Here is a 23,326-nt window from a genome sequence, read left to right as displayed (position 1 = left end):
ACCCGTCGTCTTGCTCCGTGCGCCGGGGATCGTCAGACCCCGATCTGGCGCAGGAAGTCCTGCATGGTGTCCACCGGCCCCGCGAGGATGCCGTCGTCGCGCAGGTGCATGGTCGCCTCGACCGGCGTGCCGCTCGCGACGAGGCCGTTGTAGGCCCCCTCGCTCAGCTGGTCGCTGACCACGCGGACCGTGGCCGCGGCCGCACCGTCCTTGGTCTGCACGCTGACCAGGTCGACGCTGCCCTCGACGACCTGCTGGTTCGGCAGCATGACGTCGACGGTCGCGCCGTCCTGGATGCGCTCGTAGTCGCGGGGCGTGAGCGTGAAGTCGGCGTCCACGAAGAGCGTGCCGGCCTTCTCGATCGTGGCGACGGACGTGCCCGACCCGAGGAACCCGCCCTCGCGGACGTCGAGCTGCGACAGCGTGCCGTCGACGGTGGCCATGAAGGTGATCGTGCCGTCGTCGGCCACCGTGTAGGCGTCCGTGTCGGGGACGACCACGTCGTCGGCGAGATCCTTCTGCAGCGAGGGGCTCTGGAGCGAGAAGAGGACGTCGCCCTTCGAGACCCGGTCGCCGACCTCGGCGTCGGTGGAGGTGACCGTGCCGCTGTAGTCGGTGCCGACGGAGAAGTCCTGGCTCGCGATGGCCGCACTGGTGCTGATGACCTGCGCCTGCCGTTGCGTGAAGATGACGGTGAAGACGGCCACGAGGGCGATCACCACGAGGATGCCCACGGTCATCTTGATCCTGTTTCCCCAGGTCATGAGACCACCTTCTCTCGGTCGTTCGTGTCGTGTCGGTCGGGTCCGGTCGCCGTTCCGGCGTGCTGCGCCTCGTCGGCGCGGTGCTCGTCGTGACGGTGCTCGTCGGAGCGGTGCTCGTCGACGACCGCCAGTCGGGCCTCGAGCAGGTGACGACGCTCGTCGTCACGACGCCGTTGCTCGTGTCGTTGCTCGGCCGACAGCTCGAGGAACTCGTCGTGGCTGCGGGGCAGCGGTCGTGCGATCTGGGTGCGGAGGGCCTGCACGGGCACGGGGCCGGTGCCGACCGGACCGGCGACGGTCGTGCGGGCGCTCGACCCCGAGCGGGACGCCCGCTTGATCGCCTTCGCCTCGCGGAGGGCCGCGAGCAGGAAGGCCGAGAGCACGGCGGTGTTGATCAGGTTCCAGACCGTGGCCAGGGTGAGCACCCGGTTGTCCCAGTCGCGCCAGATCGCCACGAGCGACGTCAAGGTCAGGAAGAGCCAGAACAGCACCTGGGGGACGAGCACGTTGAACGGACTCGACGCCTTGCCTCCGCCGGTCACGTGCCAGGCGGTGTCCTTGCCGCTCAGCACGTTCCACAACGCCTTGACGTAGATCGGGAACGAGACGGAGGCCAGCATGAGGACCTCCCAGCGGAACGACCCGAGGGTGAAGAACGCCAGCGCGATCTGCAGCAGGTAGAAGCCCGAGTAGAAGAGCAGCCACTGCAGCACGGAGATGTGCAGGTTCATCGGGCGCAGGTCGAAGAAGATCTCCATCGGCGGCACCATGATCAGCAGCAGCGGGGCGATGCCCGTGAGGTAGTGCGTCGCCGTCAACGTGTACTGGAACCGCTGGTCCATCGTCAGGGTGCGACGGGGGCTCAGCGGGTTGTGCCGGAAGAGGATCTCGAAGCCGCCGGTCGCCCAGCGCAGCTGCTGCTTGCTGTAGGCCTCGATGGTCTCGGGGGCGTCGCCGATCGCGAGCGTCATCGGGATGTAGATCGACCGCCAGCCGGCCTCGTGCAGGAACAGGCTCGTCCAGACGTCCTCGGACTTCGAGTCGGTGTCGATGCCGCCGACCTCGTCGATCGCCGCGCGGCGGAAGATGACGTTGGTGCCCACGCAGAACGCCGCGTTGAAGCGGTTGCGACCGGGCTGGATGTACCGGTAGAAGACGGCCTGCATGTAGCCCGCGCCGCGGCTGACGATGCTGACGAGGTTGCCGTACGACTGCGGGGTCTGCACGAAGGCGACCTTCTCGTCGACGAAGAACGGCACGGTCTCGTGCAGGAACATCGGTTTGGGCACGAAGTCCGCGTCGAAGATGGCGAAGTAGTCGCCCTTCGCCACCGACAGGGCGTAGTTGACGTTGCCCGCCTTGGCGCCGTTGCTGGTCAGCCGGCGGATGTAGCGGGCGCCGAGCGTCGCCGCGAGGTCCTTGACCTCGTCGCTGCGGCCGTCGTCGAGCACCCAGGTGCGGTGCTCGCCCTGCATCGCGACGGCGGCCTGGACCGTCATGGCGATCTTCGAGAGCTCCTCGCCGTAGACCGTGACGAAGACGTCGACCACCTTGCGTTCGCCGTCGACGACGATCGGCCAGAGGTGCGGCTGGTCGCGGACGCCGAGGCGGTCGATGGCCTCTTCGTCGTACAGGGTGTCCTGCGTCGAGTGGAAGTCGAAGTCCCGGGGGTTCTGACCGCCCGAGAGGATGGTCCACATCGCCAGCAGGGCCTGGAGGACCAGGACGGCCTCGGCGATGATGACCGCGACGTAGGGCAGCAGGTCGCCCCGGTTGGCGGGGTTCAGCAGGAACTGCCCGTAGAGCAGGATGCCCATGGTGCAGGCCAGCACGAGCAGCACCATGAACGGCGAGTGCGCGCGCCCCTCGGTGCGCGAGACGACCGACGCGTGGTGGTCGCTCGTCATGCGGGTCGAGGGGCGGGCCCGCGACCCGCGCACCTCGTCGTGTGCGAGGCGCTTCAGTTCGCTGCGCGAACGAGGTGCCACGTCGAGGGTGGGGTCGGTGTCGGGTGCACCGGTCAGGGGTCGGTTGTCGGCGTCGCTGTCGCGGACGCGCATGGTTCGGGACATGCGTGTTCTCTCCGGGTTCGGGTCTGAGAGACGACCGGACGCCGACGGCGGTGGGGAACCGCCGTCGGACGTCCGGAGGGGCGTCGGCGACAGCGGCGACTCGAGGTGACGCGCCGGGGTGGGCGGCGGTCGGGTGGGAGTTCGGGTCTCCCGTTTCGTGTCCGTCGACTGCGAGTGGTTCGGGCCATTCGATCGACGGGCTCGTCTCCGGTGTGGGCCTTTCGGGGGACCGTTCCGGGGACGTGTCGAAACAGTACAGGGTCGTTCGAGCCGATCGACGACACCCGTTCGGGGGGCAAGCCCCCTCGAACGGGTCACAGCCCGCGTGGACAGCGGGGAGGTGACACCCGTTGCCCGCGAACACTCACCCGTCTCACCCCGTCCGGGGGGCACGTCGGGCGTGTCCCGGACTCAGGCGGTCAGGTCGGCCAGCCAGCCGGCGAGGAACTCGGCGCCGGCCTCGTCGTGGATCGCGCCCGTGGCGCTCGTCAGCACGGGGTAGGGGGTCGAGGGGACGCCGTCGGCGGGCCGGACGTCGACGTGGGCGACCGCGTGACCCTGCGCGTGCAGCCAGTCGGCCATGGCGTAGTCGCTGCGGGAGTCGCCGACGGTGCGCCAGGCGAGCGGGGGCTCGCCGTCGGCCGCCAGCAGCTCGAGCGCGCGCTCGGCCCCGAGGTCCTTCCCGAGCCGCACCGACTCGATGTCGGTCGAGATGATCGTCGGGTCGACGCGCCACTGCACGGCGCCGGACGCGTCGGGCCGCACGTCGTCGAGTCGGCGCACGCCGAACCCGCGGCGGACCAGCGCCTGCATCGCCTTCTCGTCGAGGTCGCGCTGTCGGGCCAGGTAGGTCGACGACTCGACGCTCGTGAGCTGCTCGATCGAGACCATCGCGTGCTTGGTCGTGTCGTAGAAGACCAGGTCGGCGAACTCGTCGGCGACGAGCGCCTGCATCTCGGCACCGAAGTCGGCGGGCATGGAGAGCGACGAGTCGACCTCGATCGGGCCGATGCCGTCGGCGCCGTGCTCGGGGCCGATCGTGAACCAGACGGCACCCTTCTCGCAGACGCCGTGCACGCGCGACCCCTCGGGCAGTCCGGCCGCGAGCAGCGGGCGGACGACCTCGTCGCGGATGAAGGCGTCCGAGCGCCCGGTGTTGAAGACGATCGGGACGCCGAGGGCGGCGAGCGCCACGAGGTCGCGCGTGATCTCGGGCAGCGCGATGCTGCGGGTCACGGGGCTGGCGATCGGGCCGTCGACGTCGAGGAGCAGGCCGAGGCGGGGTGCGGTGGAGGAGGTCACCGGACCATCCTCGCAGCAGGGGGACGCAGGAGGCGCGGGCCGGCCCGCTCGGTCGACCCGCGCCTCCTGCGCCTCGCGTCGTCGACTACGGGGAGGTCGGCAGCGACGGCATGGTCTGGGCGAACTCGACGAGAGCCGAGAGGAAGACCGAGAACACGACCGCGAGCGTGACGACGTACACCACGATGTAGAGCCAGAGCGGGGCGAGGCCGCCACCGGTCCGGCGCTTCACGACGACCGAGCGGCCGATGACGTAGACGACCGTCAAGAACGCCCACGGCCACGGGAACGGCTTGACGACACCCCGGGCCACGAGGGCTCGGTGGTCGAGCCAGGCGAGGACGACCGTCAGCGCGTAGGCGAGGATGCCGATGCCCATGTAGGCCAGGTAGCCCGGAGTGAACGGCGACTGGTAGACGCCCGGGGTGAACGTGGCGGTGCGCTCGAGGTAGTCGGGGATGTCCCAGAGGGCCAGGCCGATCAACTGCACGAGGGGCAGGAGGACGAGCACCCAGATGAACGGGGTCGAGGTGTTGACGCCGGGGTTGGTGCCCTTGAGCGGGTCGGAGTAGCCGCCGGGGCCGGGGTAGGGCTGCTGCTGCTGCTGGGGCTGCTGCGGGTGCTGGCCCTGGTACGGGGCCGAGTGCTGCGGGTTCTGGGGGTTCTGGGGGTTCTGGGGGTTCTGGGGGTTCTGCCAGGGCTGCTGGCCGGGGGCGTCGCTCACGGTGTCTCCGTCGTCGTCGTGGGTGGGCAGGTCGGTTCGTCGTCGCGCGTCGGGCCGCTCTCCGGCAGCGTAGTGCGGCGGCTCGACCCGACGCCCACTCGCGTTTCCGCCTGTGGACGGACCTGCGAGGGCATCCCGGGTGGGAGGATGGTCGGAACCCCTCGACAGGAGAACACCCGTGGCGTCGCTCCCCCTTTCCGTCATCACCGCACTCGAGGCCTTCGCCGCGCCCGATCGCAAGCAGTCCGTGCACGACCTCGCCGTCGACCCGGCCGGTCCCGCCGAGCAGACCCTGGCCGACCTGACCGGCTCGGTCGAGTGGGTCGACATGGCGGTCGCGCACCCGCTGGGCCCCGACCGCAGCGACCCCGAGGGCATGCGTCGTCTGCTCCAGGCGATGGGCGCCGAGGGGCGCTGCGCCGTCCTGTCGGCCTCGGGCTCCGAGGACGACCGCGACCTCGGCGGCGCGCTCGACGGTGTGCTGCACCAAGAGGGCGGCGCGCTCGTCGTCTGCCGTCCCGGCCCGCTGGCCTTCCTGGTCACCGGCAGGGGCGACCGCTGGCTGCTCAGCGACCGCGAGATCCCCGAGCTGACCGGCCCGATCGGCATCATCACGCCGTAGGGGGCATCCCTCTCTCACGCTGATCCGGTACGTAGCGGATCAGCGGACCCGATCCCCCGCCCCTCCGACTGCGGACGATCCGGTAGGTACCGGATCAGCCGCTGGACGGGCACTCCCCCGGCGTCAGCCGCGGCGGATCGGGTCGCCCGTCGTCAGCTGCCAGATCGCGACGCCGTGCAGCCCCTTCGACTCGGCCAGGTCGGCGCGGGCGGTGATCGAGCGTCCGTCCGACCACCAGAGGGTCGAGCCGTCATCGGGCGACGCCGTGTACTCGGCCTGCTCGGCGTCCCACGAACCGGTGGACTGCGCGCCGGTGCGGGCCTCGGCGACCGACACCGCGCCTCCTGCGGCGCCCTCGCCCGTCCAGCGGTAGCCGTACCCCGCCACACCGAGGTCGAGGCGGTCGGCCGGGACGAGCTCGAGCGCGGCGTCGAGCACCTCGCCGACCCAGGGCAGTCCCCCGACGGGCCCGGGCTCGCTGAAGCCGGTGCCGTGCTGGTCGTAGGCCATGAGCACGAACCGGTCGACCGAGTCGGACAGGGCGGCGAGGTCGTACCCGAGGTCCCCGTACCCCGACGGGTCGGTGCTGGGCTGCACGGCCATCGAGATCGCGGCGTCGTCGGGCAGGGCGTCGCGCAGCTCGGCGGCGAAGTCGACCAGCCCCGGGGCGTCCGCGGCCGAGAGCGACTCGAAGTCGATCTGGACGCCGTCCCAGCCGCCGTTGACGACCTCTCCGGTGAGGCCCGACACCACGAACTCCCGGTTGGCCCGGCTCGACAGCAGCTGTGTCGCGAGCTCGCCGCTGAACCCGTCCCGGCCGGCGTTGACGACCAACAGCTCGGCCTTCTTGCCCGCCGACTGGGCGGCCTCGCGCAGGGAGTTGGCGGACTCGTCGCTCGGGGCGACACCGGCCCCGCCGGTCGTGATCGCGACGCCCGAGACGCCCACCGTGTCGATGGCGGCCTCGCTGTGGTCGAACGCCTCGACCGCGGCCGTCGTCGCGCCGGGCGAGGCGATGGCGTACCCCTCGACCGCGAGCCCGGCGGGGATCTTCGCCTGCGGCGCGACCGTCGGGTTGTTCCCGTCGGCCGAGCACGAGATCAGCGTGACCGCGAGCGAGGCGGCGAGCAGCAGGGCGGCGGTGCCGGTGGTCAGGGTGCGCACCGTGCCATCTTCGCCGATCCGGCGGGACGACGTGGTCGCGGCGGGAGGCGGGACGCGACGGAGGCGCGACGGGCGCGCCTCGCCGACCCGCGCCTCCCGGACTCGCGGGTGGCGGGAGTGCTTGGCTCGGCCCATGACAGACGACGACCGACAGCAGACCTGGGACGAGTTCCACGACGACGTGAACATGACGGCCTCGACGCTTCGCGACTGGCTCGACACGGACGAGTCGCGCGAGGTGGGGCAGAAGGACGGCGGCGAGTCCGTCGGGCACGAGAGCGGTCGGCACATCGTGCGCATCCTCGAGAAGAAGAAGGCCGACCTGACCGACGCCGACTGGCAGCACATGGAGAAGGTGCACGGCTACGTCGCACGTCACTCGAAGCAGCGCCCCTCGGGCGACGTCACCGACACGAAGTGGCGCTGGTCCCTGATGAACTGGGGGCACGACCCCCTGGCCTGACCGCCGGGCCGCCGGACCGCCGGGCCGCCGGGCCGCCGACGGGCCCCGACCACCGTCCGGCCCAGCCCGGCAGACTGGGGCGATGAAGACCGCACTCGTCACCGGGGGCTCGCGGGGCATCGGCCTCGCCGTCGTCCGCGACCTCGCCCGCACCCACCACGTGATCGTCCACGGCCGGGACGAGGAGGCGCTGCGGGCGATCACCGCCGACCTCCCGTCCGCGACGGCGTGGGCCGCCGACCTCTCGGGCCCGGCGCTCACGGTGCCGCCGCTCGACGGGCTCGACGTGCTGGTGCACGCGGCCGGCGTGATCGGCGGCCGGGCCGTCGCCGACACCGAGCGGGACGACTGGCGCCGCGTGTTCGAGGTCAACGTGTTCGCCGTGGCCGAGGTGACGCGTCAGCTGCTGCCGGCCCTGCGGGCGGTGCAAGGCACGGTCGTCTCGATCAACAGCGGCTCGGGGTTCACGGCCGGGCCGAACGGCAGCACCTACGCGGCGAGCAAATTCGCGCTGCGGGCGCTGACCGACGCCCTGCGCGAGGAGGAACGCCCGCACGGCGTCCGGGTCAGCTCGGTGCACCCGGGCCGCGTCGACACCGACATGCAGCACGAGCTCGTCACGGCCGAGGGCGGCACGTACGACACGTCGCTCTACCTCGAGCCGCAGTCCGTCGCCGACGCCGTGCGGCTCGTGGTCGACCTGCCGCACGGGGCCACGGCCGAGGTCGTCTCGGTGCGCCCCACCCGCCGGGCCTGACCTGCCAGGCGCGACCTAAAGGGATCTCGTCAGCCGTCGCGCCACCGTGGCGCCGCGGCGCCGTGCCGAACCCGACCTCGGTAGCCGCTGTCGGGCCCGATCTGCGTGCCGAACCCGACCTCGGGTGGCCTGACGAGCCACCCCGCCACGAGATGACGGCGTGTCGCCGCGTCGTGGTCGCGAATTGCACGCCGGTGGAGGCGCGGGTCGGGTCAGGAGGCGCGGCTCGGGGCCTCGGCCGCGCCCGGCTCGATGAGGGCGAGCCGCGCGACCCTGCGGTTGTGCCACGCGATCTGTCCGCACTGGGCGGCGGCCACGGCCAGGAAGACGACGACGGTCGAGAAGCCGAGGCCGGTGGTCTCACGGATGCCGAAGACTCCGAGCAGCGTCACGCCCGTGCCGAGTCCGCGACCCCACCGGAGGCCGGCCGGGGTGTGCGGGGACTGTCGCCACCACGGGAACCGGTGGTCACCGACCGAGGCGAGCTCTCGAGCCATCGCGTCGGTCGAGAGGGCGACCCCGAACACGAGCACCACGAGCCACAGCAGCAACCACATGCTGACGAGGCTAGGGGCAGGAAGGCGACCCGCGCCTCCTTCGCCCGGTCGAGATGTCACGACGTGCCACTCACCTCCGAAGGTGAGCGGCACGTCGTGACATCTCGCGGACCGGGGAGAAGGGCAGCCCGGGCAGGTCAGCTGTAGTCGTGGCCCGAGACGCCGAGGGAGCGGTACACGAACTCGCCGCCCTCGCTGGCGTCGTCGTCGAGTTCCCACATGAGGTCCTCGCCGTCGGAGGCGCCGGGGCGGGTGACGCTCTTCTGCGGCAGGCCGTCGATGAGGGTCAGTTCTTCGGTGGTGGTCTCGTCGTGGCCGACGAAGCGGGCGGTGTAGGTCTGGTCGCTCATGCCCGCACGCTACGCCGCCCTGCTCCGGGCACGGCCGCGACCGACCCACTACCGTGCACGGCATGAGCACGAAGAAGGCCCCCGAACCGGCGACCCTGTTGATGCTGGGGGCGAGCGGGGACCTCGCCGCGCGCCTCCTGATCCCCGGCCTGGGCGGCCTGTTGTCGCTCGAGCCGCCGCGCCGCGTGCAGCTGATCGGCGCCGGGGTCGAGGAGTACACCGACGCCGAGTGGAAGGCGCGGGTGAAGACGTCGTTCGACAGCGTCCACGCGAGCGGCCCCGCCGTCGACGCCCTGCTCGAGTCGACCACGTACATCACGGCCGACGTGACCGGGGTCGACGGCCTCCGCAGCCTCGTCGAGGCGTGCGACTCGCCTCCGTCCATCTATTTCGCCCTGCCGCCCGCCATCACCGAGAAGGCCTGCACGGCCCTCCGGGAGGTCGACCTGCCCGAGGGCACGTCCCTCGCCCTCGAGAAGCCGTTCGGTACCGACCTCGCCAGCGCGAAGAAGTTGAACCGGGAGGTGTTGAAGCTCGTGCCCGAGGACCAGGTGCACCGCGTCGACCACTTCCTGGGCCGGTCGACCGTGCTCAATCTGCTCGGTCTGCGCTTCGCGAACCGCCTGATCGAGCCCATGCTCAACAACCAGCACGTCGAGAGCATCGAGATCGTCTACGACGAAGAGCTGGGCCTCGAGAACCGCGCCCGCTACTACGACCACGCCGGCGCCATGGTCGACATGATCCAGAGCCACCTGCTGCAGGTCATGGCCGTGCTGACGATGAACGCCCCCGCGACGCTCGGCCCCGCCGACCTGCGCGACGAGAAGGAGTTGGTGCTGCGCGCCACCCACGTCTGGGACGACGACGCGGTCGCGAACACCCGCCGCGCCCGGTACGGCAAGGGGAAGGTCGACGACCGCACCCTGCCCGCCTACGTCGACGAGGACGGCGTCGACCCGTCGCTCGAGACCGAGACGCTGGCCGAGGTCGTCGTCGAGGTGGCGAACTGGCGCTGGGCCGGCGTGCCGATCCTGCTGCGGTCGGGCAAGGCCCTGGCGTCGCGTCGCCGCGAGATCGTGATCACCTTCCGCCCGCCGACCCACGTGCCGAAGGAGTTCGTCGGCGGCGGCACCCCCGACCGCCTCCGCATCGCGATCTCGCCCGACGAGATGTCGCTCGAACTCAACGTCAACGGGCCGGGCGACTCGTACGACCTGTCCCGCGCCTCCTTGCACGCCGACTTCGGCGCGGCCGACCTGACGGCCTACGGCGAGGTGCTCGAGGGCATCCTCGACGACGATCCGACGCTCTCGGTGCGCGGCGACTCGGCGGAAGAGGGCTGGCGCATCGTCGCCCCCGTCGTCGAGGCCTGGACGTCCGGGGAGGTCGCCATCGACGAGTACCCGGCGGGGTCGGCCGGGCCGGAGTCCTGGCCCGCGGGCGTGCACCAGAACGAGCCCGCCGTCCGGGCCCGCGAGGGCGCGAAGCTGGCGCACCGCGAGGACTGAGCCGCGGCGCCGGCGGGCGGCAGGGCAGGGGCGGCGCGAGCGCAGGAGGCGCGGTGCCGGCGGGCGGTCAGCCGAGGCTGACGAAGGTGCTCACGTCGTCGCGCGGCAGGACGTCGGCGACGGCTCCGACCTGCATCCCCGCGACCGTGACGCGGCCGCCGTGGCTCGAGAGGAACGCCGTGTCCGAGGCGTCCCGACCGGTCGCGATGCGCAGCAACGTCTGCCGTGGCGCGAGCCCGGTGGCGTCGACCACGTGCCAGGCGCCGTCGACGAAGGCCTCGGCCACGGCGTGGAAGTCCATCGGCGACAAGCCCGGGGCGTAGACGCTGACCAGCCGCGCGGGCACGTCGAGCCCGCGCAACAGGGCGATGACGAGATGGGCGTAGTCACGGCAGACGCCCTGCCGGTCGAGCAGGGTCTGCACGGCGCCGTCGGTCGGAGCACTGGCCCCGGGCACGTAGGCGAGGTGCGAACCGACCCACGTCGCGACCGCGGCCAGCAGCTCGCGCCCCTCGAGCCCGCCGAACTCGGCACGGGCGGTGGGGCTGAGCGTGTCGGACTCGCAGTAGCGGCTCGGGCGGCGGTAGCGCACGAGGTCCAGCTCGTCGACCGCGGGTTCGTCGAGGCGTCCGTCGACGACGACCCGGTAGTCCACGGTGACCCGGCCGGCCCCGACAGCGCACAGGTGGAGGAGGGTGCCGTGGTGGTCGTGCAGCTCGCGGACCTCGAGAGGGGCGCCGTGCTGGGTGACGACCAGCGCCTCCTCGGTGATGCGGGCGGCGTCGGCTGTGCCGGCCGTGCCGGGCGTGCCGGCCGTGCCGGGCGCCGCTCCCGTGCCGGGCGCGGCGTAGGCGCGGGAGGCGGCGATCGACAGGACGAACTCGGCGGGGCCGTCGACGTCGAACTCGAGTCGGGCGGACGCGGTGCGCTTCATGACGAGAGGGTGGCACGTCCGTGAGTCGGGCGTGTTTCGGGGTGTGCCGTGAAGCGGCTGCGACCCTGCTGGGACCGCCGCTCGATGTCGGTGGTGCCGGGTTGGATGAGCGCATGCCCTCGTACCGCGTCACGCTCACCGTCGGCACCCTGCGACCCGGGGTGCGGCCCGACTCCGTGCTGCCCGCGGCCGCCGCGAGCGCCGCGGGGCTGACCACGGTCGAGGCGAGCGACGTCACGCTGGTGCGGGGCGAGCCACGATTGGTGGTGCGCTACGAGTGCGCCGCCGACGAGCCCGCGCACCGCATCGGGGCCGTCGTCGAGGCGACCGTGGGCGAGCTCGCCGACGTCGTGCAGGGCCGGGTGACGCGTCGCGACGGCGGGGCGTGGACGCTGGTCGGCGCGGTCTGACGCCTTCACCTCGAGGTCGAGGCCGTTCGCAGTCTCCGACCGGCATCGCGGCCGCGCCGCCTCGGAGCACACCGCACCGCACTCGCGCGGAACGGACGTCACGAACCCGGTTATCCACAGGCCGACGTTTTTCATTGAGAAGATCACATATTAATGCTTTTCTGGATGGGTCGAGCACCTGCTCACCCCTCCAGAAAGGCACCGCATGAAGATCCTCTCCCGTCTCGCCACCGGCACTCTCGCATTGGCCCTGATGGCGACCGGCACGACGGCGGCGAACGCAGAGACCCTGCCCGCGCCTGGACCGACAGTCGTCGAGTCCGGCTCGGTGGCGGTCCAGCCCGGTACAGCAGGGACGACCACGAGCGACCACAGCAGAGGCTTCGTGGTCGAGTCGTCCTGGTCCTACGGCACGAAGCCCCGCCTGTACTCGAACTATTTCCACCGCAGCAGGTGGCACGGGTCGTCGGTGAAGACGGCCGCCGGCCGCATCACGCAGAGTGCGAACACGAGCCCGGGCCAGTGGTCGTACGCCTACGGCACCGCCACCCCGAATCGAGTGGACTACGCGTACTACCGCATCACGAGTTGAGCTGCGTGGCGCGTCCCGCCCCGGCGTGACGCGCCACCGCTCCCCCCTCCGCCCGACCTCCCCGTCAGGAAGCCTCGATGCACGTGATTCTCCGGACCTCCATCGTCCTCGTCTCGATGGTCTCGACCGTTGCCGCGCACCTCGTCGCCGAGAGGTCCGAAGAGCTGTTCCCCCTGTCGGCTCCCGCCCAGATCCACATCACGTCGGGCCCAGGAGGCCTGGACGAACCTGCGACCGTGGTCGCGGACTTCGAGGGCAACGACCTGGCCGCAGCTCTCGTGACCTTCGACGCGACCCCGGACGGCGTCCGACGCATCCTCGTCCTCTCTCCTGGTTTCACCGGCCAGCCCGGGGCGCCCGGCGCCCTGGCACCGGGCAGGCAGGTTCACGACTTCGGCACCCGTCTCGCGTCGACGCAGACCCGCGTCCTCGAGGCCGGCGTCGACACGGTCTACGGCCAGTGGACCGTCTTCGGTTCCGACGGCGACATCGAACGCTCCGCTGACGACCTCCGCCGCGACGGATTCACGGCGGAGGTCGTGTGGAACGATGCAGCAGCAACTGCCGCGCAAGCCGTCACGGTGGTCCCGCCCCTCCTCGTGTTCGCTGTCGCCACCTTCCTGTTCGTGACGTCGGCGGCGGCCTGGACCCTGACCGCCGGCTCACGACGGGCTCGTCGCGTCCACGGCCATTCCCGCTACGGGGTGTCGGGCGGCGACCTCGTGAAGACGGCGACGTTCGTCGGGGCCCTGTGGGCGACGACCTGGCTCGGCTGGCTGGCGACGGCCACCCTCCTGTGGGGCTCCAGTCCGAGCATCGGCCCGACCGGTCTCCTCGTGGCGCAGATCACGGCTCTGTGCGGCGGGGCCATGATCGTCATCACGGCCCTCGCGGCCCTCGCGGCCCACGGCGGGTCGCGTCCTGGGCTGCGGCCTCGCGAGCGCCGAGCGACGACGATCCTCGGGGTGGCCGCGGGCACCACACTCCTGAGCATCGGGGCGTCCATGCTGGCCGCGACTGATGCACTAGAGGAAGCCGACGCCGGTCTCCGCGCCGCCACGGCGAAGCACGACTCCTGGCACGACCGATCGGCTCGGATCATCGCTTTGCGGGCGACGGAGGAGTCCGTCGTGGAGCGTGAGGCACCCGACTGGTCCCGCTTCATCGCCAGCGAGGAAGCGACCGGCCACCTCCTGCTGAACTACCTGGACCCCGGATGTCAGGGTCTCTCGTTGACGGTCGACTGCGTGGTGGTCAACCGCACGTACCTGCAGCAGGCGGCATCGCGGGGAACGAGCGGGGTCGACGAGTTCGTCGACGACACCGATGACCGGGTGCGGGTCCTCGTGCCCCTCGGTCTGGAGCCCGAGGCCGGGGCTCTCGAGTCACGTGTGAGAGAGTTCGTAGCATTCCAACGCGAGGTCGAGACGCGATTCACCTGCCCCGACGGCGACTGCTTCGCCGAGGTCCCCGTCGCAGCCGTCACCGTCCAGACATACCGCTCCCCTCTCGAGCTCCCTCTCCTGACGGCCTATCCGCGCACGGATACGGGCGAGGACGTACTCGTCGATCCCGTCGTGGTCGTCGTCCCCCCGACCCAGCGAGTCCTCAGCATGGACTACCACCTGGCGGCCATGAGCACGGGCGACGAGTTGTACACCGGTTCGTACGACGAGCTCGAGGCAGCGCTCCAGGAGCACGGCATCCGCGATCTCGTCTTCGCCCATGCGGAGGTCCGGGACGAGACCGGTTCGCTCGTGCCGCAGTGGCGCGCCTGGAAGAACCAGTCCCTCGTCACGCTGTGGCTCTCGTCCCTCCTGGCTGCTGCGATGGTCTTCCTCCTCGTCTGGGCGTCCGTCCGCTCGCGTGCCCGCTCTCTCTCCGTCCGGCGCGTCCACGGCCTCGGTCCGTTCCGTCGCCACGGCCGGATGATGATCCTCATCGGTGTGCTCGGTTGCGCTGCGCCGTTCGCCTCCTTCGTGACCCCCCAGCCAGGGACCATGCCGGAGATCCCCCTAGGACGACTGATCACCGCCGGCCTGGCACTCGCCGCAGCCTTCGTCCTCCTGGCCTGGCCGACGGCTCTCTGGTGCGAGGGTCGGCCCCGCGGGACGGCCTCGTCCACCAACAGGAGAACCGTTCATCGCCCAACCGAAGGAGACATGCATGGTGCATCCTGATGCCCTGTCCACGCCCACTCGCCCGGCGTCACCCGGGAGTCCCCGCCCGTCTCTGGTCGTCGTGGATCTGTCCAAGGCCCATTCGGGGCGAGAACTCTGGAAGGACGTCACCGTGACGTTCGACGCCGGGACCATGACGTCGATCTCGGGCCCGAGCGGGGTGGGGAAGTCCACGTTGCTCCAGTGTCTGGGGCTGCTCGACACATCGACATCGGGGTCGATCGCCTACGCGAGCGCCGAACTCAGCCGCGCGCGAGGTCGGATACTGCGACGTCTGCATCGCGACGTCTTCGGGTTCCTCTTCCAGGACTACGGTCTCGTCGACAGCTGGACCGTCGCCAAGAACCTCGACGTCGCCCTGACGGCCCAGAGGGTCGCGTCGCGGGAGCGCGCCGGGCGACGATCCGCAGCCCTCCGACGAGTTCACCTGGAGGGGGTCGAAACGACGAAGGTGTCCCGGTTGAGTGGGGGTGAGCAACAGAGAGTCGCTCTGGCCCGCCTCATCCTGCACGAGCCCCGGGTCGTCCTCGCTGACGAACCCACCGCGGCGCTCGATGACGCGAACGCCGAGATGGTCCTCGAACTGCTCCGCGAACTCGCCGACGACGGCGCCGTCGTCATCGTGGCAACGCACGACGCGGGGGTGCTCGCCGCGAGCGACCAGGTGGTCGAACTCGACGGGGCGACGGCCTTCGTCAGGCCCCGCGTAGGCTCCCGACATGGGGACGACACCGACGCGAACGATGCTGACGACGACCGCTCGCGTGGGGGCCGCGGTGGCGACGGCGGCGCTCGCCCTCGGGGCGCTGACGGCCTGCGGCGGTGACGACGACGACCCCGTGGTGACGGTCAGCCCGAGCGTGAGCCCGTCGTCGACGCCCGAGAGCCCGACTCCGGCACCCGCGACTCCCACCGATGACACCGCGACGCCGTCGCCGAGCCCGACCAGCCCCAGCACCGACCCCAGCCCGCGCCCCACGCCGGTCACCACCGACAAGCCCACCGACCGGCAGACGATCCCCCCGCAGAACTGATGGTCGGCCCCCGTCCACCGGCATCGCACCACGAACTGAACGTCGCACCGCGCGTGTGCGCGGTGCGACGTTCAGAAGGCGGTGCGACCCGAGCCCCGGGAGGGCCGGCTCAGTACCAGTTGACGGACTGCGAGTGCGACCAGGCGCCGCACGGAGTGCCGTACACCGACTTGATGTAGCCGAGGCCCCAGGTGATCTGCGTCTTGGCGCTCGTCGCCCAGTCGCTGCCGGCCGAGGCCATCTTGCTGCCGGGCAGGGCCTGCGGGATGCCTGCCGCGCCACTGCTGGAGTTGACGGACTTGTAGTTCCAGCCCGACTCCTTGGTCCACAGCGAGACCAGGCACGAGAACTGGTCGCTGCCCCAGCCGTACTGCGACGACGCGAGGGACTGCGCCGTGGCCTTGGCCCCGGCGACCGAGTTGTCGGATGCAGCGCGGGCGGCCTCGGCGGCAGCGGCGGCCTCGGCGGCGGCCTTCGCCTCGGCAGCGGCCTGGGCCTCGGCGGCCGCCTGCGCAGCAGCGGCCTGGCGGTCGGCCTCGGCGGCGGCGGCCTGCACGGTCTGAGCCGACAGCGCGGTCTTCTCGACGCGGTCGTTCAGCGTCGAGGCGTCGAGCTTCTCGTAGTCGGCGAGCGAGGCGACCTGCGTCTGCAGCTCGCTGGCGTCGGTCCGGCTCGAGGTCGAGGCCACGACCTGGTTCGCGATCTGGATCGTCGAGCGCGCCTTGGCCTGCGCCAGTGATGTGGCGATCTCGGCCTTCTGCTGCTTGACGTCGGCGGCGTGCTGCTCGGCCGAGATGGTGTCCGCACCGGCGGCCGACATCGAGGTGACCGCGAAGCCGGTCCCCGCCACGAGGGCGACCGCGGCGACGCCTCCGATCAACGACAGGCGGCGCCGGGCGCTGCGACGGCGGCCCGCGGAGAGCGAGCGGCGCGTGGCAGGAGCCTCGGCGGTCGGGGTCGACTCGGCGGTGACGGAGTCCTCGCCGGGGGCAGGGGTGTTCTCGGTGGTCATGTGGTCCTCGTGCTCGGCCGACCCGCGCCTCCGGTCGGGCGGGGCGCACACGGCGGAGCCACGCCGGGCGCTCGGGGCGCTCACGGGTGGCCGGTGTCCACGCGACGGGGCGAGGGGCCGTGACAGGTCGGTGTCGGTCTCGCGAGGCCGTGGGGCCTCGACTCGTCCGCCACGGCTGCTCGGCCGAGTGGGGACTCGATCGAGAGGGGCGCACGCGCCCGGGCGAAGTGACGAGTATGCAGAGACTTCCTGAGTAGAACCACACAATGCACTGTCGAACCATGCAGTCCGGCGCATCAGCCCAGCGGATGACATCGACCCGCGCCTCCCTCATCCGAGCGAAGGAGGCGCGGGTCGGGCAGGTCAGCGGCCCCCGATCACGACGCCTCGGGTGTCGCCACGACGTCGTCCGCGACGCGGGACCGACGCCAGGACCCCGTCGCCACGTACTTGACCATCACGTTGAGCACGGCCACCGTCGGCACGGCGAAGAGCGCACCCGGGATGCCCGCCACGTACGACCCGCCCGCCACGGCGAAGACGACCGCGAGCGGGTGCACCCGCACGGCCGAACCCATGACCAGCGGCTGCAGCACGTGGGCCTCGAGCAGGTGCACGACGAGCACTCCGGCCAGCATGACGACGGCCTGTACCGGCCCCGCGAAGACCAGGGCGACGACCACGGCGAGCGCGCCGGTCACGATGGCTCCGACGACCGGGATGAACGACGCCAGGAAGACCAGGATCGCGATCGGCACGGCGAGCGGCAGCCCGAGGACGAACGCGATGAGGCCGATGCCGACGGCGTTGACCGCGGCGACGACGATCTGCACGCGGACGAACGAGGTCAGCGTGTGCCAGCCCGCCTGGCCGGCCCCGTCGACGGCCGGCCGGGCCGCCTTCGGGAAGAGGCGGACGGTCCAGGCCCAGACCCCCCGGCCGTCGATCATCAGGAAGATCGTCGCGAAGAGGGTCAGCAGGCCTCCGGCCAGCAGGTGGCCGGCTGCGGTGCCGATCGACAGCACGCCGCTGAGGATCGCCTTGCTCTCGGTCTGCAGCGCGTTCTGCGCGTCCTTCAGGTAGCCGTCGACGTCGGCGTTCGTCAGCTGGAACGGCGGCCCCTGCAGCAGGGTCGTCAGCTGGTCGTACTGCGCCACGGACTGCTTCTCGATCTGCGGCAGTCCGGCCCGGATCTGCGTCACGGCGAGCAGCACGAGCCCGCCCACGACGACCACCCCGGCCAGCAGCGCCGCCACGATGGCGAGCCAGCGCGGCCACCGGTGCCGACGCAGGAACCCCACGACCGGCACGAGGAACGCCGACACGAGGATCGCGATGAGCAGCGGCACGACGATCTCCTCGAGCGTCGCGATGAGCCAGAAGAGCACGGCCAGCACGGCGGCGACCGCGAGCAGGCGCCAGGCCCAGGCGCCCGCGACGAGCATGCCCGGGGGCAGTGCGGCGGCGGGTGGTGCGCCGCCGGGCTGTGCTGCGGCGGGCGAGGAGGCGCGGGTCGGGTCGACCGGGACGGTGGCGGCCGCGGTCGGGTCGGCGGTGCGGGTCGCGTCGTCCGTGGCGCCCCCGTCTGTGGCTGCACCCTGGGAGCGCTGGGAGCGACGTGAGAACTTCATGAGCCGAGTGTCCGGCCGCGCGGCTATCAAGAGGCTGTGACTTCGCTGACCCGGCCCGCGCCTCCTCGGCTGGGCAGCTTCTCGGCGACCGTCGCGTGGCGGGCGCACGGTTCGCGACCGGGCCGGTCAGCCCTCGGGCGCGAACCTCGGGCCGTCGTAGCCGTCGCGTCGCACCTGTTCCGACCACGCCGCGAGCGGCCGCACCCAGAGCCCCTGCTCGCCGTAGAGCGCGCGGTAGACGACGAGCGGCTCGTCGGTCTCGCTGTGGCGTGCGGTGCCGAGCACCTCGTAACGGCCGCCCTTGAAGTGGCGGTAGAAGCCGGGTGCGGGAGGGGTGTCGGCGGTCATCCCGCGAGCCTAGACGGGCGGTGAGGGGCACGATGGTCGGGTGACCCAGGACGCTCCCCCCTCGACCGCCAGCACGCCGACCACCCCGGGCGAACCCGTCGTCGACACCGACGACCGGGCTGCCCGCCGCGAGTTCGACACCCCCTCGGGCCGCGTCGTGGGCCGCGTCGACGGTGCGGTCGTGCGGGTGCTCGGGGTTCCCTACGCCGAGGCCGACCGCTTCGAGCCGCCGCGTCCGGTCGCGCCCTGGTCGTCCCCGCTGCTCGCCTTCGACCGTGCTCCTGCCTCGCCACAGGTCGCGGCACCCGGGCTCGACGCCCTGATCGAGGGTGCCGCCGTCGGCATGGTCGACGACGAGCACTGCCAACGCCTCTCGATCACCCTGCCCGCCGACCTGCTCGCCGACGAGCGCGTGCCGGTGATGGTGTGGATCCACGGCGGCTCGTACGTGTCGGGGGCGGGCGACCTGCGCGTGTACGACCCGCGCGCCCTCGTCGCCGAGCAGCGCGTGATCGTCGTCACCGTGACCTACCGGCTGGGCATGCTCGGTTTCTTCGGCGTCGGCGACGAGGTGCCCGCCAATCTCGGGCTGCTCGACCAGCTCGCGGCGGTCCGCTGGGTGCACGACACGATCGAGGCGTTCGGTGGCGACTCGTCCCGCATCACCCTGTTCGGCCAGTCGGCCGGCGGCGACGCGATCGCGCACCTGATGATCAGCGAGGGCGCCCGGGGGCTCTTCGCCCGGGCCATCGTGCAGAGCGCCCCGCTCGGCATCGCGCGCGGACGCAGCCGCATGGTGGAGGCGATGACGGAGGCGGTGGGCACGCCCCGCAAGGACGCTCCGCTCGACGAGCTGCTCGCCGGGCAGTCCGTGGCCGAACGGGCGGCGAAGCGCTTCGGCCTGCGCGGTGGCATGGCCTTCGGCGTCCAGTACGGCCGCGCACCGCTGCCCGCCGAGTCCGCCGCCGACGACGCCTGGCGCGAGGTCGCCCCCGAGATCGACCTGCTGATCGGTGCCACGGCCGACGAGACCGCGGTGTTCGCCGAGTTCTCCCCCGTGCTGCAGCGGTTGTTCGGTCTGCCCGTGGTCGGGCGGGTGATCCGGCGCGTGATGGTCGACGCCACGACGAAGGCGGTCTACCACCGGGCCGGCCGGGCCTTCGCCGACCGGCACCGTGCCGCGGGCGGGCGCGTCTCGACGTTCCGGTTCACCTGGGAGCCCGAGGGCACGGCGTTCGGCGCGGCCCACATCACCGAGCTGCCGCTGCTGCTCGGCGGACGCGAGGCCTGGGCGCACACCCGCCTGATCGGCACCACCGACTGGGACGACGTCGACCGCCGCGGCCGCAAGGTGCGCCAGGTCTGGGCCGACTTCGCCCGCACCGGCACGGTCGCCGCCGACGCCACGGCCGGCCTCGCCGACACGCTCGTCGTGCGCCGCCGCTGACCCGGCCCACCTCGCCCCACCCCGCCCCGCCCTCTGTGCAAATCGCGACAACGGGCCGGCGACACGCCGCTCACATCCCTCCGCCGACGGCGTGTCCGCCCGGCGTTGTCGGGTTCGGCCCGCCGCGACACCTGGAAGAAGTCGGGTTCGGCCCGCCGCGACGCGAAGCCGGGTCCGGGTCCGGGTCGGTCCTGACCAGCCCGGTCCGGTCCGGGCCGGTCCGGACCTGTCCGGTCCGGCAGACTCTCCCGGCCACGGTGGGGCCGGACGGTTCCTCCCCCGCCGCACCGCGCCTCCTCTCGTCCACAGGCACGGCCCGGGGTTCGCGCCCGGCACCGCCGCGACCCTACGATCGACGGCAGAACCGATGCGCCGACGTCGCCGTAGTCGCCCGCCCCGCCGTGCCCCGCGGCGCCGAGCACCTGAGGACCCCCGTGAAGAAGTTCCGCCGCAACCAGGCGCGCATGCACCTCGTGATGATGCTGACGTTGACGTTCACCACCGGCATCATCGACGCCGTCGGCTACCTCGGCCTCGACCGGGTGTTCACCGCGAACATGACCGGCAACGTGGTCATCCTCGGCATGGCCATCGCGCAGGCCGACGGTCTGCCGATCGTCGGTCCGATCGTGGCCCTCGCGGCGTTCCTGATCGGGGCCGCGATCGGCGGGCGGGTGCTGCGCGGCGGCCGTGCCGGCTGGTCGGGACGCAGCACGATCTCGTTCGGGGTCACCGGCGGCGTGCTGCTCGGGCTCGGCATCTCGACGTTCTTCGTCGTGCCCGAAGAGAACACGCCGTGGGCCTTCACGATCACCGGCCTGCTCGGCGCCGCCATGGGCCTGCAGGCCGCCGCCGCCCGCAAGATCGCCGTGGCCGACGTCACGACCGTGGTGGTCACGTCGACCATCGTCGGGCTCGCGTCCGAGTCGAAGCTCGCCGGCGGCACGGGCAAGAACTTCCCCCGGCGGGTGCTCGCCGTGGTGCTCATCCTCGCCGGGGCAGGCGTCGGGGCCCTGCTGCTGCAGGTGCACATCGGCGTGGGCATGGGCGTCGCGGGCGGGCTGACGCTGCTCGTCGCCCTGACCGGACACCTGCTGCGCGAGCGGCGGAAAGAGGTCGAAGCGCGCGAGGCGGCCGCGGCAGCCGCAGCGACGACGACGGCGGCCCCGGCTGCCGCCGCGGCGTCCGGAGTCCAGGAGGCGCGCTCGGCGACCGCCGGAGCGAACGGCGACGCTCGTGGCTGACGCCGTGCGCCACGACCTCGTCGTCCGGGCCCGTCGTGCGTTGGTCGACGGCGTGTGGCGCGAGGCGAGCATCGTCGTCCGGGACGGCCGCGTCGTCGCGATCGGTGGCCTCACCGACGAGGTCGACGCCACCGTCGACGTCACGTTGCCCGACGACCAGGTGCTGCTGCCCGGCGTCGTCGACAGCCACGTCCACGTCAACGAGCCCGGCCGCACCGAGTGGGAGGGCTTCGCCACCGCCACCCGTGCGGCCGCCGCCGGGGGCGTGACGACGATCGTCGACATGCCGCTCAACAGCATCCCGCCGACGACCACGGTCGACGCCCTCGACCAGAAGCGTGCCGCCGCCGGACCCCAGTCGGTCGTCGACGTCGGGTTCTGGGGCGGAGCGATCCCCGCGAACCTCGGCACGGGCGACCTGAGGGCGCTGCACGAGGCCGGCGTCTTCGGCTTCAAGTGCTTCCTGTCGCCGTCGGGCGTCGACGAGTTCCCCCACCTGTCGACCGAGCAGCTGCACCGGGCGATGGCCGAGCTCGCCGACTTCGACGGTCTGCTGATCGTGCACGCCGAAGACCCCGACGGGCTCGACGCCGCCGCGGCCTCTCTGACCGAGGGCGCCCATGACGCGGTCGGCGGTGCCGAGGCCGGTGCCTCGTCCGTCGAGGCGCCCGCCGGAGGCGCGGCGTACGACGCGTTCGTCCGCTCGCGTCCCGACGTGGTCGAGCGCACGGCGATCGAGCACGTGGTCGACGCCCTCCGCGCCACGGGTGGTCGTGCCCACGTGCTGCATCTCTCGTCCGCGACGGCGCTCGACACCATCCGCGCCGCCAAGGCCGAGGGTCTGCGGCTCACGGTCGAGACCTGTCCGCACTACCTCACCTTCGACGCCGAGCACATCGGTGAAGGCGCGACGCAGTTCAAGTGCTGCCCGCCGATCCGTGGCGAAGCGAACCGAGAGCTGCTCTGGCAGGCGCTCGTCGACGGCACGATCGACGTCGTCGCGAGCGACCACTCCCCCTCGACCCGCGAGCTCAAGTTCGCCGGTGGTCCCGACGCCGCGCACGGCGACTTCGACGTGGCGTGGGGCGGCATCTCCGGTCTCGAGTTGAGCTTCCGCGCCGTGTGGACCGGGGCAAGGCAGCGCGGCATCCCTCTCGAGACGGTCGTCGGCTGGATGTCGCGGGGCACGGCGGCACTGGTCGGCCTGCCCACGAAGGGGCGGATCGCCGTCGGAGCCGACGCCGACCTCGTCGCGTTCGCCCCCGAGACGCCTGTGACGATCGACGTCGACGACCTGTCGCACCGCAACCCCGTGACCGCGTACGACGACGCACGCCTGTTCGGCGAGGTCGCGGCGACGTGGGTGGGCGGCCGGTTGGCGGGGCCGAGCGCGCCTCCTGCGCGGCTGCTCGTCCGTCCCGACACCGGGGTCGCCTCGTGAGGGGCGGCCGTGGTGCCTCTCTCGAGGTCGCGGCGTGAGCCCGACGAGGGCGGTGGCTCCCGTCGAGGTCGCACCGGGCGTGCACTTCGTCGAGGGTCCCGCGTCGAACTGGACGATCCTCGCGGGCGACGGCACCCTGACGCTGGTCGACGCCGGCTACCCGGCCGACCTCGACCTGGTCGAGTCGTCGCTGCGGGCCGTGGCGCCGGCGACGGGCGACGGCGACGCGCGACTCACGTCGGTGCTCGTGACGCACGGGCACAGCGACCACATCGGCACCCTCTCGGCCCTGCGTCGGCGGCACGGGTTCGAGGTCTTCGCGGCACCCGCCGAGGTGCCGAACGTGACCCGCGAGCAGCTGCACCAGGTCACCGTCGGTGACGTCCTGCCGCACCTGTACAAGCCGCGGTTCGCCCGCTGGGTGCTGCACGCGGTGCGTGCCGGAGGCCTGGGCGACGTTGCCGTGGCCGACGTCGCGCCGCTCGACCTCGGGGCGTCACGCACGTTCAGCGGTCATCGCGTCGTGCCGACGGCCGCGGTCGGTCACACCCCCGGGCACACCGTCTTCGCGCTGCCCGACGACGACGTCCTGATCACGGGCGACGCCCTCGTGACCGGCCACCCGACCTCACGGCTCGACGGCGTGCAGATGCTGCACCCGATCTTCCACTCCGACCTCGCCGAGGCGGGCCGCACCTACGGCCGACTGGTCGACGGCGGGGCGCGGGTCGTGCTGCCGGGTCACGGGCCGGTTCTGCGCCGCTGAG

Annotated in this window: 24 protein-coding genes; 13 read left to right on the top strand and 11 right to left on the bottom strand. The window is 72.1% G+C overall.

The window, feature by feature from the left end:
* Positions 1-32: 32 nt before the first annotated feature.
* The 4 genes from AC1MBW_RS07855 to AC1MBW_RS07840 form a co-directional block, all read right to left on the bottom strand.
* The gene (locus AC1MBW_RS07855) at positions 33-764 is read right to left on the bottom strand and encodes an efflux RND transporter periplasmic adaptor subunit (RefSeq protein WP_054145227.1); all 732 of its coding nucleotides are present in this window, start codon (positions 762-764) and stop codon (positions 33-35) included.
* A complete protein-coding gene (locus tag AC1MBW_RS07850; protein ID WP_480026058.1) occupies positions 761-2,836 on the bottom strand; it encodes a glycosyltransferase family 2 protein in 2,076 nt (691 codons plus the stop codon). The genes AC1MBW_RS07855 and AC1MBW_RS07850 overlap by 4 nt, the downstream gene beginning before the upstream one ends.
* Before the next feature lie 411 nt (positions 2,837-3,247).
* Positions 3,248-4,138, bottom strand: coding sequence for a hypothetical protein (locus tag AC1MBW_RS07845; protein ID WP_480026057.1), 891 nt, complete (start codon positions 4,136-4,138; stop codon positions 3,248-3,250).
* Positions 4,139-4,223: 85 nt separating this feature from the next.
* Complete coding sequence (locus AC1MBW_RS07840; protein ID WP_480026056.1) at positions 4,224-4,862, bottom strand: DUF2510 domain-containing protein; 639 nt, start codon at positions 4,860-4,862, stop codon at positions 4,224-4,226.
* A 178-nt stretch (positions 4,863-5,040) separates the two neighbouring features.
* On the opposite strand from AC1MBW_RS07840, the gene AC1MBW_RS07835 reads away from it, so the two are divergent.
* On the top strand, positions 5,041-5,484 hold the full coding sequence (locus AC1MBW_RS07835; protein ID WP_480026055.1) for a hypothetical protein: 444 nt from the start codon (positions 5,041-5,043) through the stop codon (positions 5,482-5,484).
* Between the two features lie 123 nt (positions 5,485-5,607).
* On the opposite strand, the gene AC1MBW_RS07830 is transcribed toward AC1MBW_RS07835, so the two are convergent.
* Entirely contained in the window at positions 5,608-6,648 is a 1,041-nt protein-coding gene (locus tag AC1MBW_RS07830; protein ID WP_480026054.1) for a glycosyl hydrolase family 18 protein, read from the bottom strand.
* A gap of 133 nt (positions 6,649-6,781) precedes the next feature.
* Here AC1MBW_RS07830 and AC1MBW_RS07825 point away from each other — a divergent pair, with 133 nt between their 5' ends.
* Together AC1MBW_RS07825 and AC1MBW_RS07820 are read left to right on the top strand one after the other, a co-directional pair.
* Positions 6,782-7,111 carry a DUF3140 domain-containing protein gene (locus AC1MBW_RS07825; protein ID WP_054147600.1) on the top strand — a complete coding sequence of 110 codons (330 nt, stop codon included), beginning with the start codon at positions 6,782-6,784 and terminating at the stop codon, positions 7,109-7,111.
* An 82-nt stretch (positions 7,112-7,193) separates the two neighbouring features.
* Positions 7,194-7,868, top strand: a complete 675-nt coding sequence (locus tag AC1MBW_RS07820; protein ID WP_480026053.1) for an SDR family oxidoreductase — start codon at positions 7,194-7,196, stop codon at positions 7,866-7,868.
* Positions 7,869-8,080: 212 nt separating this feature from the next.
* On the opposite strand, the gene AC1MBW_RS07815 is transcribed toward AC1MBW_RS07820, so the two are convergent.
* A complete protein-coding gene (locus AC1MBW_RS07815) occupies positions 8,081-8,425 on the bottom strand; it encodes a hypothetical protein (RefSeq protein ID WP_480026052.1) in 345 nt (114 codons plus the stop codon).
* Between the two features lie 137 nt (positions 8,426-8,562).
* Positions 8,563-8,775 carry a hypothetical protein gene (locus AC1MBW_RS07810; RefSeq protein ID WP_480026051.1) on the bottom strand — a complete coding sequence of 71 codons (213 nt, stop codon included), beginning with the start codon at positions 8,773-8,775 and terminating at the stop codon, positions 8,563-8,565.
* Positions 8,776-8,837: 62 nt separating this feature from the next.
* Here AC1MBW_RS07810 and AC1MBW_RS07805 point away from each other — a divergent pair, with 62 nt between their 5' ends.
* Complete coding sequence (locus tag AC1MBW_RS07805) at positions 8,838-10,286, top strand: glucose-6-phosphate dehydrogenase (protein WP_480026050.1); 1,449 nt, start codon at positions 8,838-8,840, stop codon at positions 10,284-10,286.
* Between the two features lie 67 nt (positions 10,287-10,353).
* Here AC1MBW_RS07805 and AC1MBW_RS07800 read toward each other — a convergent pair whose 3' ends face one another.
* Positions 10,354-11,220: a transglutaminase-like domain-containing protein gene (locus tag AC1MBW_RS07800; protein WP_480026049.1), complete on the bottom strand. Its 867-nt coding sequence runs from the start codon at positions 11,218-11,220 to the stop codon at positions 10,354-10,356.
* A gap of 113 nt (positions 11,221-11,333) precedes the next feature.
* On the opposite strand from AC1MBW_RS07800, the gene AC1MBW_RS07795 reads away from it, so the two are divergent.
* The 5 genes from AC1MBW_RS07795 (at position 11,334) to AC1MBW_RS07775 (ending at position 15,436) form a co-directional block, all read left to right on the top strand.
* On the top strand, positions 11,334-11,630 hold the full coding sequence (locus tag AC1MBW_RS07795; protein ID WP_043596776.1) for a hypothetical protein: 297 nt from the start codon (positions 11,334-11,336) through the stop codon (positions 11,628-11,630).
* 205 nt (positions 11,631-11,835) lie between these two features.
* Positions 11,836-12,222: a lactococcin 972 family bacteriocin gene (locus AC1MBW_RS07790; RefSeq protein WP_054147606.1), complete on the top strand. Its 387-nt coding sequence runs from the start codon at positions 11,836-11,838 to the stop codon at positions 12,220-12,222.
* Between the two features lie 83 nt (positions 12,223-12,305).
* Entirely contained in the window at positions 12,306-14,402 is a 2,097-nt protein-coding gene (locus AC1MBW_RS07785) for a hypothetical protein (RefSeq protein ID WP_480026048.1), read from the top strand.
* Positions 14,403-14,514: 112 nt separating this feature from the next.
* On the top strand, positions 14,515-15,228 hold the full coding sequence (locus AC1MBW_RS07780) for an ABC transporter ATP-binding protein (protein WP_480026047.1): 714 nt from the start codon (positions 14,515-14,517) through the stop codon (positions 15,226-15,228).
* Positions 15,167-15,436 (top strand): hypothetical protein, encoded by a 270-nt coding sequence (locus AC1MBW_RS07775; RefSeq protein WP_480026046.1) that lies wholly within the window; start codon positions 15,167-15,169, stop codon positions 15,434-15,436. Before AC1MBW_RS07780 ends, AC1MBW_RS07775 begins: the two co-directional genes overlap by 62 nt.
* A 109-nt stretch (positions 15,437-15,545) precedes the next feature.
* Here the strand turns inward: AC1MBW_RS07775 and AC1MBW_RS07770 are convergent, their stop codons facing one another.
* From AC1MBW_RS07770 to AC1MBW_RS07760, 3 genes are all read right to left on the bottom strand, one after another.
* Positions 15,546-16,448, bottom strand: coding sequence for an aggregation-promoting factor C-terminal-like domain-containing protein (locus AC1MBW_RS07770; protein WP_480026045.1), 903 nt, complete (start codon positions 16,446-16,448; stop codon positions 15,546-15,548).
* 377 nt (positions 16,449-16,825) lie between these two features.
* Positions 16,826-18,079 (bottom strand): AI-2E family transporter, encoded by a 1,254-nt coding sequence (locus AC1MBW_RS07765; RefSeq protein WP_480026044.1) that lies wholly within the window; start codon positions 18,077-18,079, stop codon positions 16,826-16,828.
* A gap of 126 nt (positions 18,080-18,205) precedes the next feature.
* Positions 18,206-18,427, bottom strand: a complete 222-nt coding sequence (locus AC1MBW_RS07760; protein WP_480026043.1) for a DUF1653 domain-containing protein — start codon at positions 18,425-18,427, stop codon at positions 18,206-18,208.
* Positions 18,428-18,467: 40 nt separating this feature from the next.
* Here AC1MBW_RS07760 and AC1MBW_RS07755 point away from each other — a divergent pair, with 40 nt between their 5' ends.
* The 4 genes from AC1MBW_RS07755 (at position 18,468) to AC1MBW_RS07740 (ending at position 23,325) form a co-directional block, all read left to right on the top strand.
* Complete coding sequence (locus AC1MBW_RS07755) at positions 18,468-19,874, top strand: carboxylesterase family protein (RefSeq protein WP_480026042.1); 1,407 nt, start codon at positions 18,468-18,470, stop codon at positions 19,872-19,874.
* Positions 19,875-20,308: 434 nt separating this feature from the next.
* Entirely contained in the window at positions 20,309-21,118 is an 810-nt protein-coding gene (locus tag AC1MBW_RS07750; protein WP_480026041.1) for a YoaK family protein, read from the top strand.
* On the top strand, positions 21,111-22,559 hold the full coding sequence (gene allB / locus AC1MBW_RS07745; RefSeq protein ID WP_480026040.1) for an allantoinase AllB: 1,449 nt from the start codon (positions 21,111-21,113) through the stop codon (positions 22,557-22,559). The genes AC1MBW_RS07750 and allB overlap by 8 nt, the downstream gene beginning before the upstream one ends.
* 34 nt (positions 22,560-22,593) lie before the next feature.
* Entirely contained in the window at positions 22,594-23,325 is a 732-nt protein-coding gene (locus AC1MBW_RS07740) for an MBL fold metallo-hydrolase (protein WP_480026039.1), read from the top strand.
* The last annotated feature ends 1 nt before the right edge of the window (position 23,326 follow it).

The sequence above is a fragment of the Frigoribacterium sp. AP1 genome (genome assembly GCF_056680555.1).
This window is presented reverse-complemented; position numbering and strand designations above follow the sequence as displayed.

What these genes read in the sequence shown, in the direction of transcription:
- AC1MBW_RS07805 (WP_480026050.1), top strand. Translation starts at nt 8,838, where the DNA reads ATGAGCACGAAGAAGGCCCCCGAACCGGCGACCCTGTTGATGCTGGGG.
- AC1MBW_RS07815 (WP_480026052.1), bottom strand. Translation starts at nt 8,425, where the DNA reads ATGTGGTTGCTGCTGTGGCTCGTGGTGCTCGTGTTCGGGGTCGCCCTC.
- AC1MBW_RS07790 (WP_054147606.1), top strand. Translation starts at nt 11,836, where the DNA reads ATGAAGATCCTCTCCCGTCTCGCCACCGGCACTCTCGCATTGGCCCTG.
- AC1MBW_RS07810 (WP_480026051.1), bottom strand. Translation starts at nt 8,775, where the DNA reads ATGAGCGACCAGACCTACACCGCCCGCTTCGTCGGCCACGACGAGACC.
- AC1MBW_RS07825 (WP_054147600.1), top strand. Translation starts at nt 6,782, where the DNA reads ATGACAGACGACGACCGACAGCAGACCTGGGACGAGTTCCACGACGAC.
- AC1MBW_RS07850 (WP_480026058.1), bottom strand. Translation starts at nt 2,836, where the DNA reads ATGTCCCGAACCATGCGCGTCCGCGACAGCGACGCCGACAACCGACCC.
- AC1MBW_RS07795 (WP_043596776.1), top strand. Translation starts at nt 11,334, where the DNA reads ATGCCCTCGTACCGCGTCACGCTCACCGTCGGCACCCTGCGACCCGGG.
- AC1MBW_RS07800 (WP_480026049.1), bottom strand. Translation starts at nt 11,220, where the DNA reads ATGAAGCGCACCGCGTCCGCCCGACTCGAGTTCGACGTCGACGGCCCC.
- AC1MBW_RS07765 (WP_480026044.1), bottom strand. Translation starts at nt 18,079, where the DNA reads ATGAAGTTCTCACGTCGCTCCCAGCGCTCCCAGGGTGCAGCCACAGAC.
- AC1MBW_RS07770 (WP_480026045.1), bottom strand. Translation starts at nt 16,448, where the DNA reads ATGACCACCGAGAACACCCCTGCCCCCGGCGAGGACTCCGTCACCGCC.
- AC1MBW_RS07760 (WP_480026043.1), bottom strand. Translation starts at nt 18,427, where the DNA reads ATGACCGCCGACACCCCTCCCGCACCCGGCTTCTACCGCCACTTCAAG.
- AC1MBW_RS07820 (WP_480026053.1), top strand. Translation starts at nt 7,194, where the DNA reads ATGAAGACCGCACTCGTCACCGGGGGCTCGCGGGGCATCGGCCTCGCC.
- AC1MBW_RS07855 (WP_054145227.1), bottom strand. Translation starts at nt 764, where the DNA reads ATGACCTGGGGAAACAGGATCAAGATGACCGTGGGCATCCTCGTGGTG.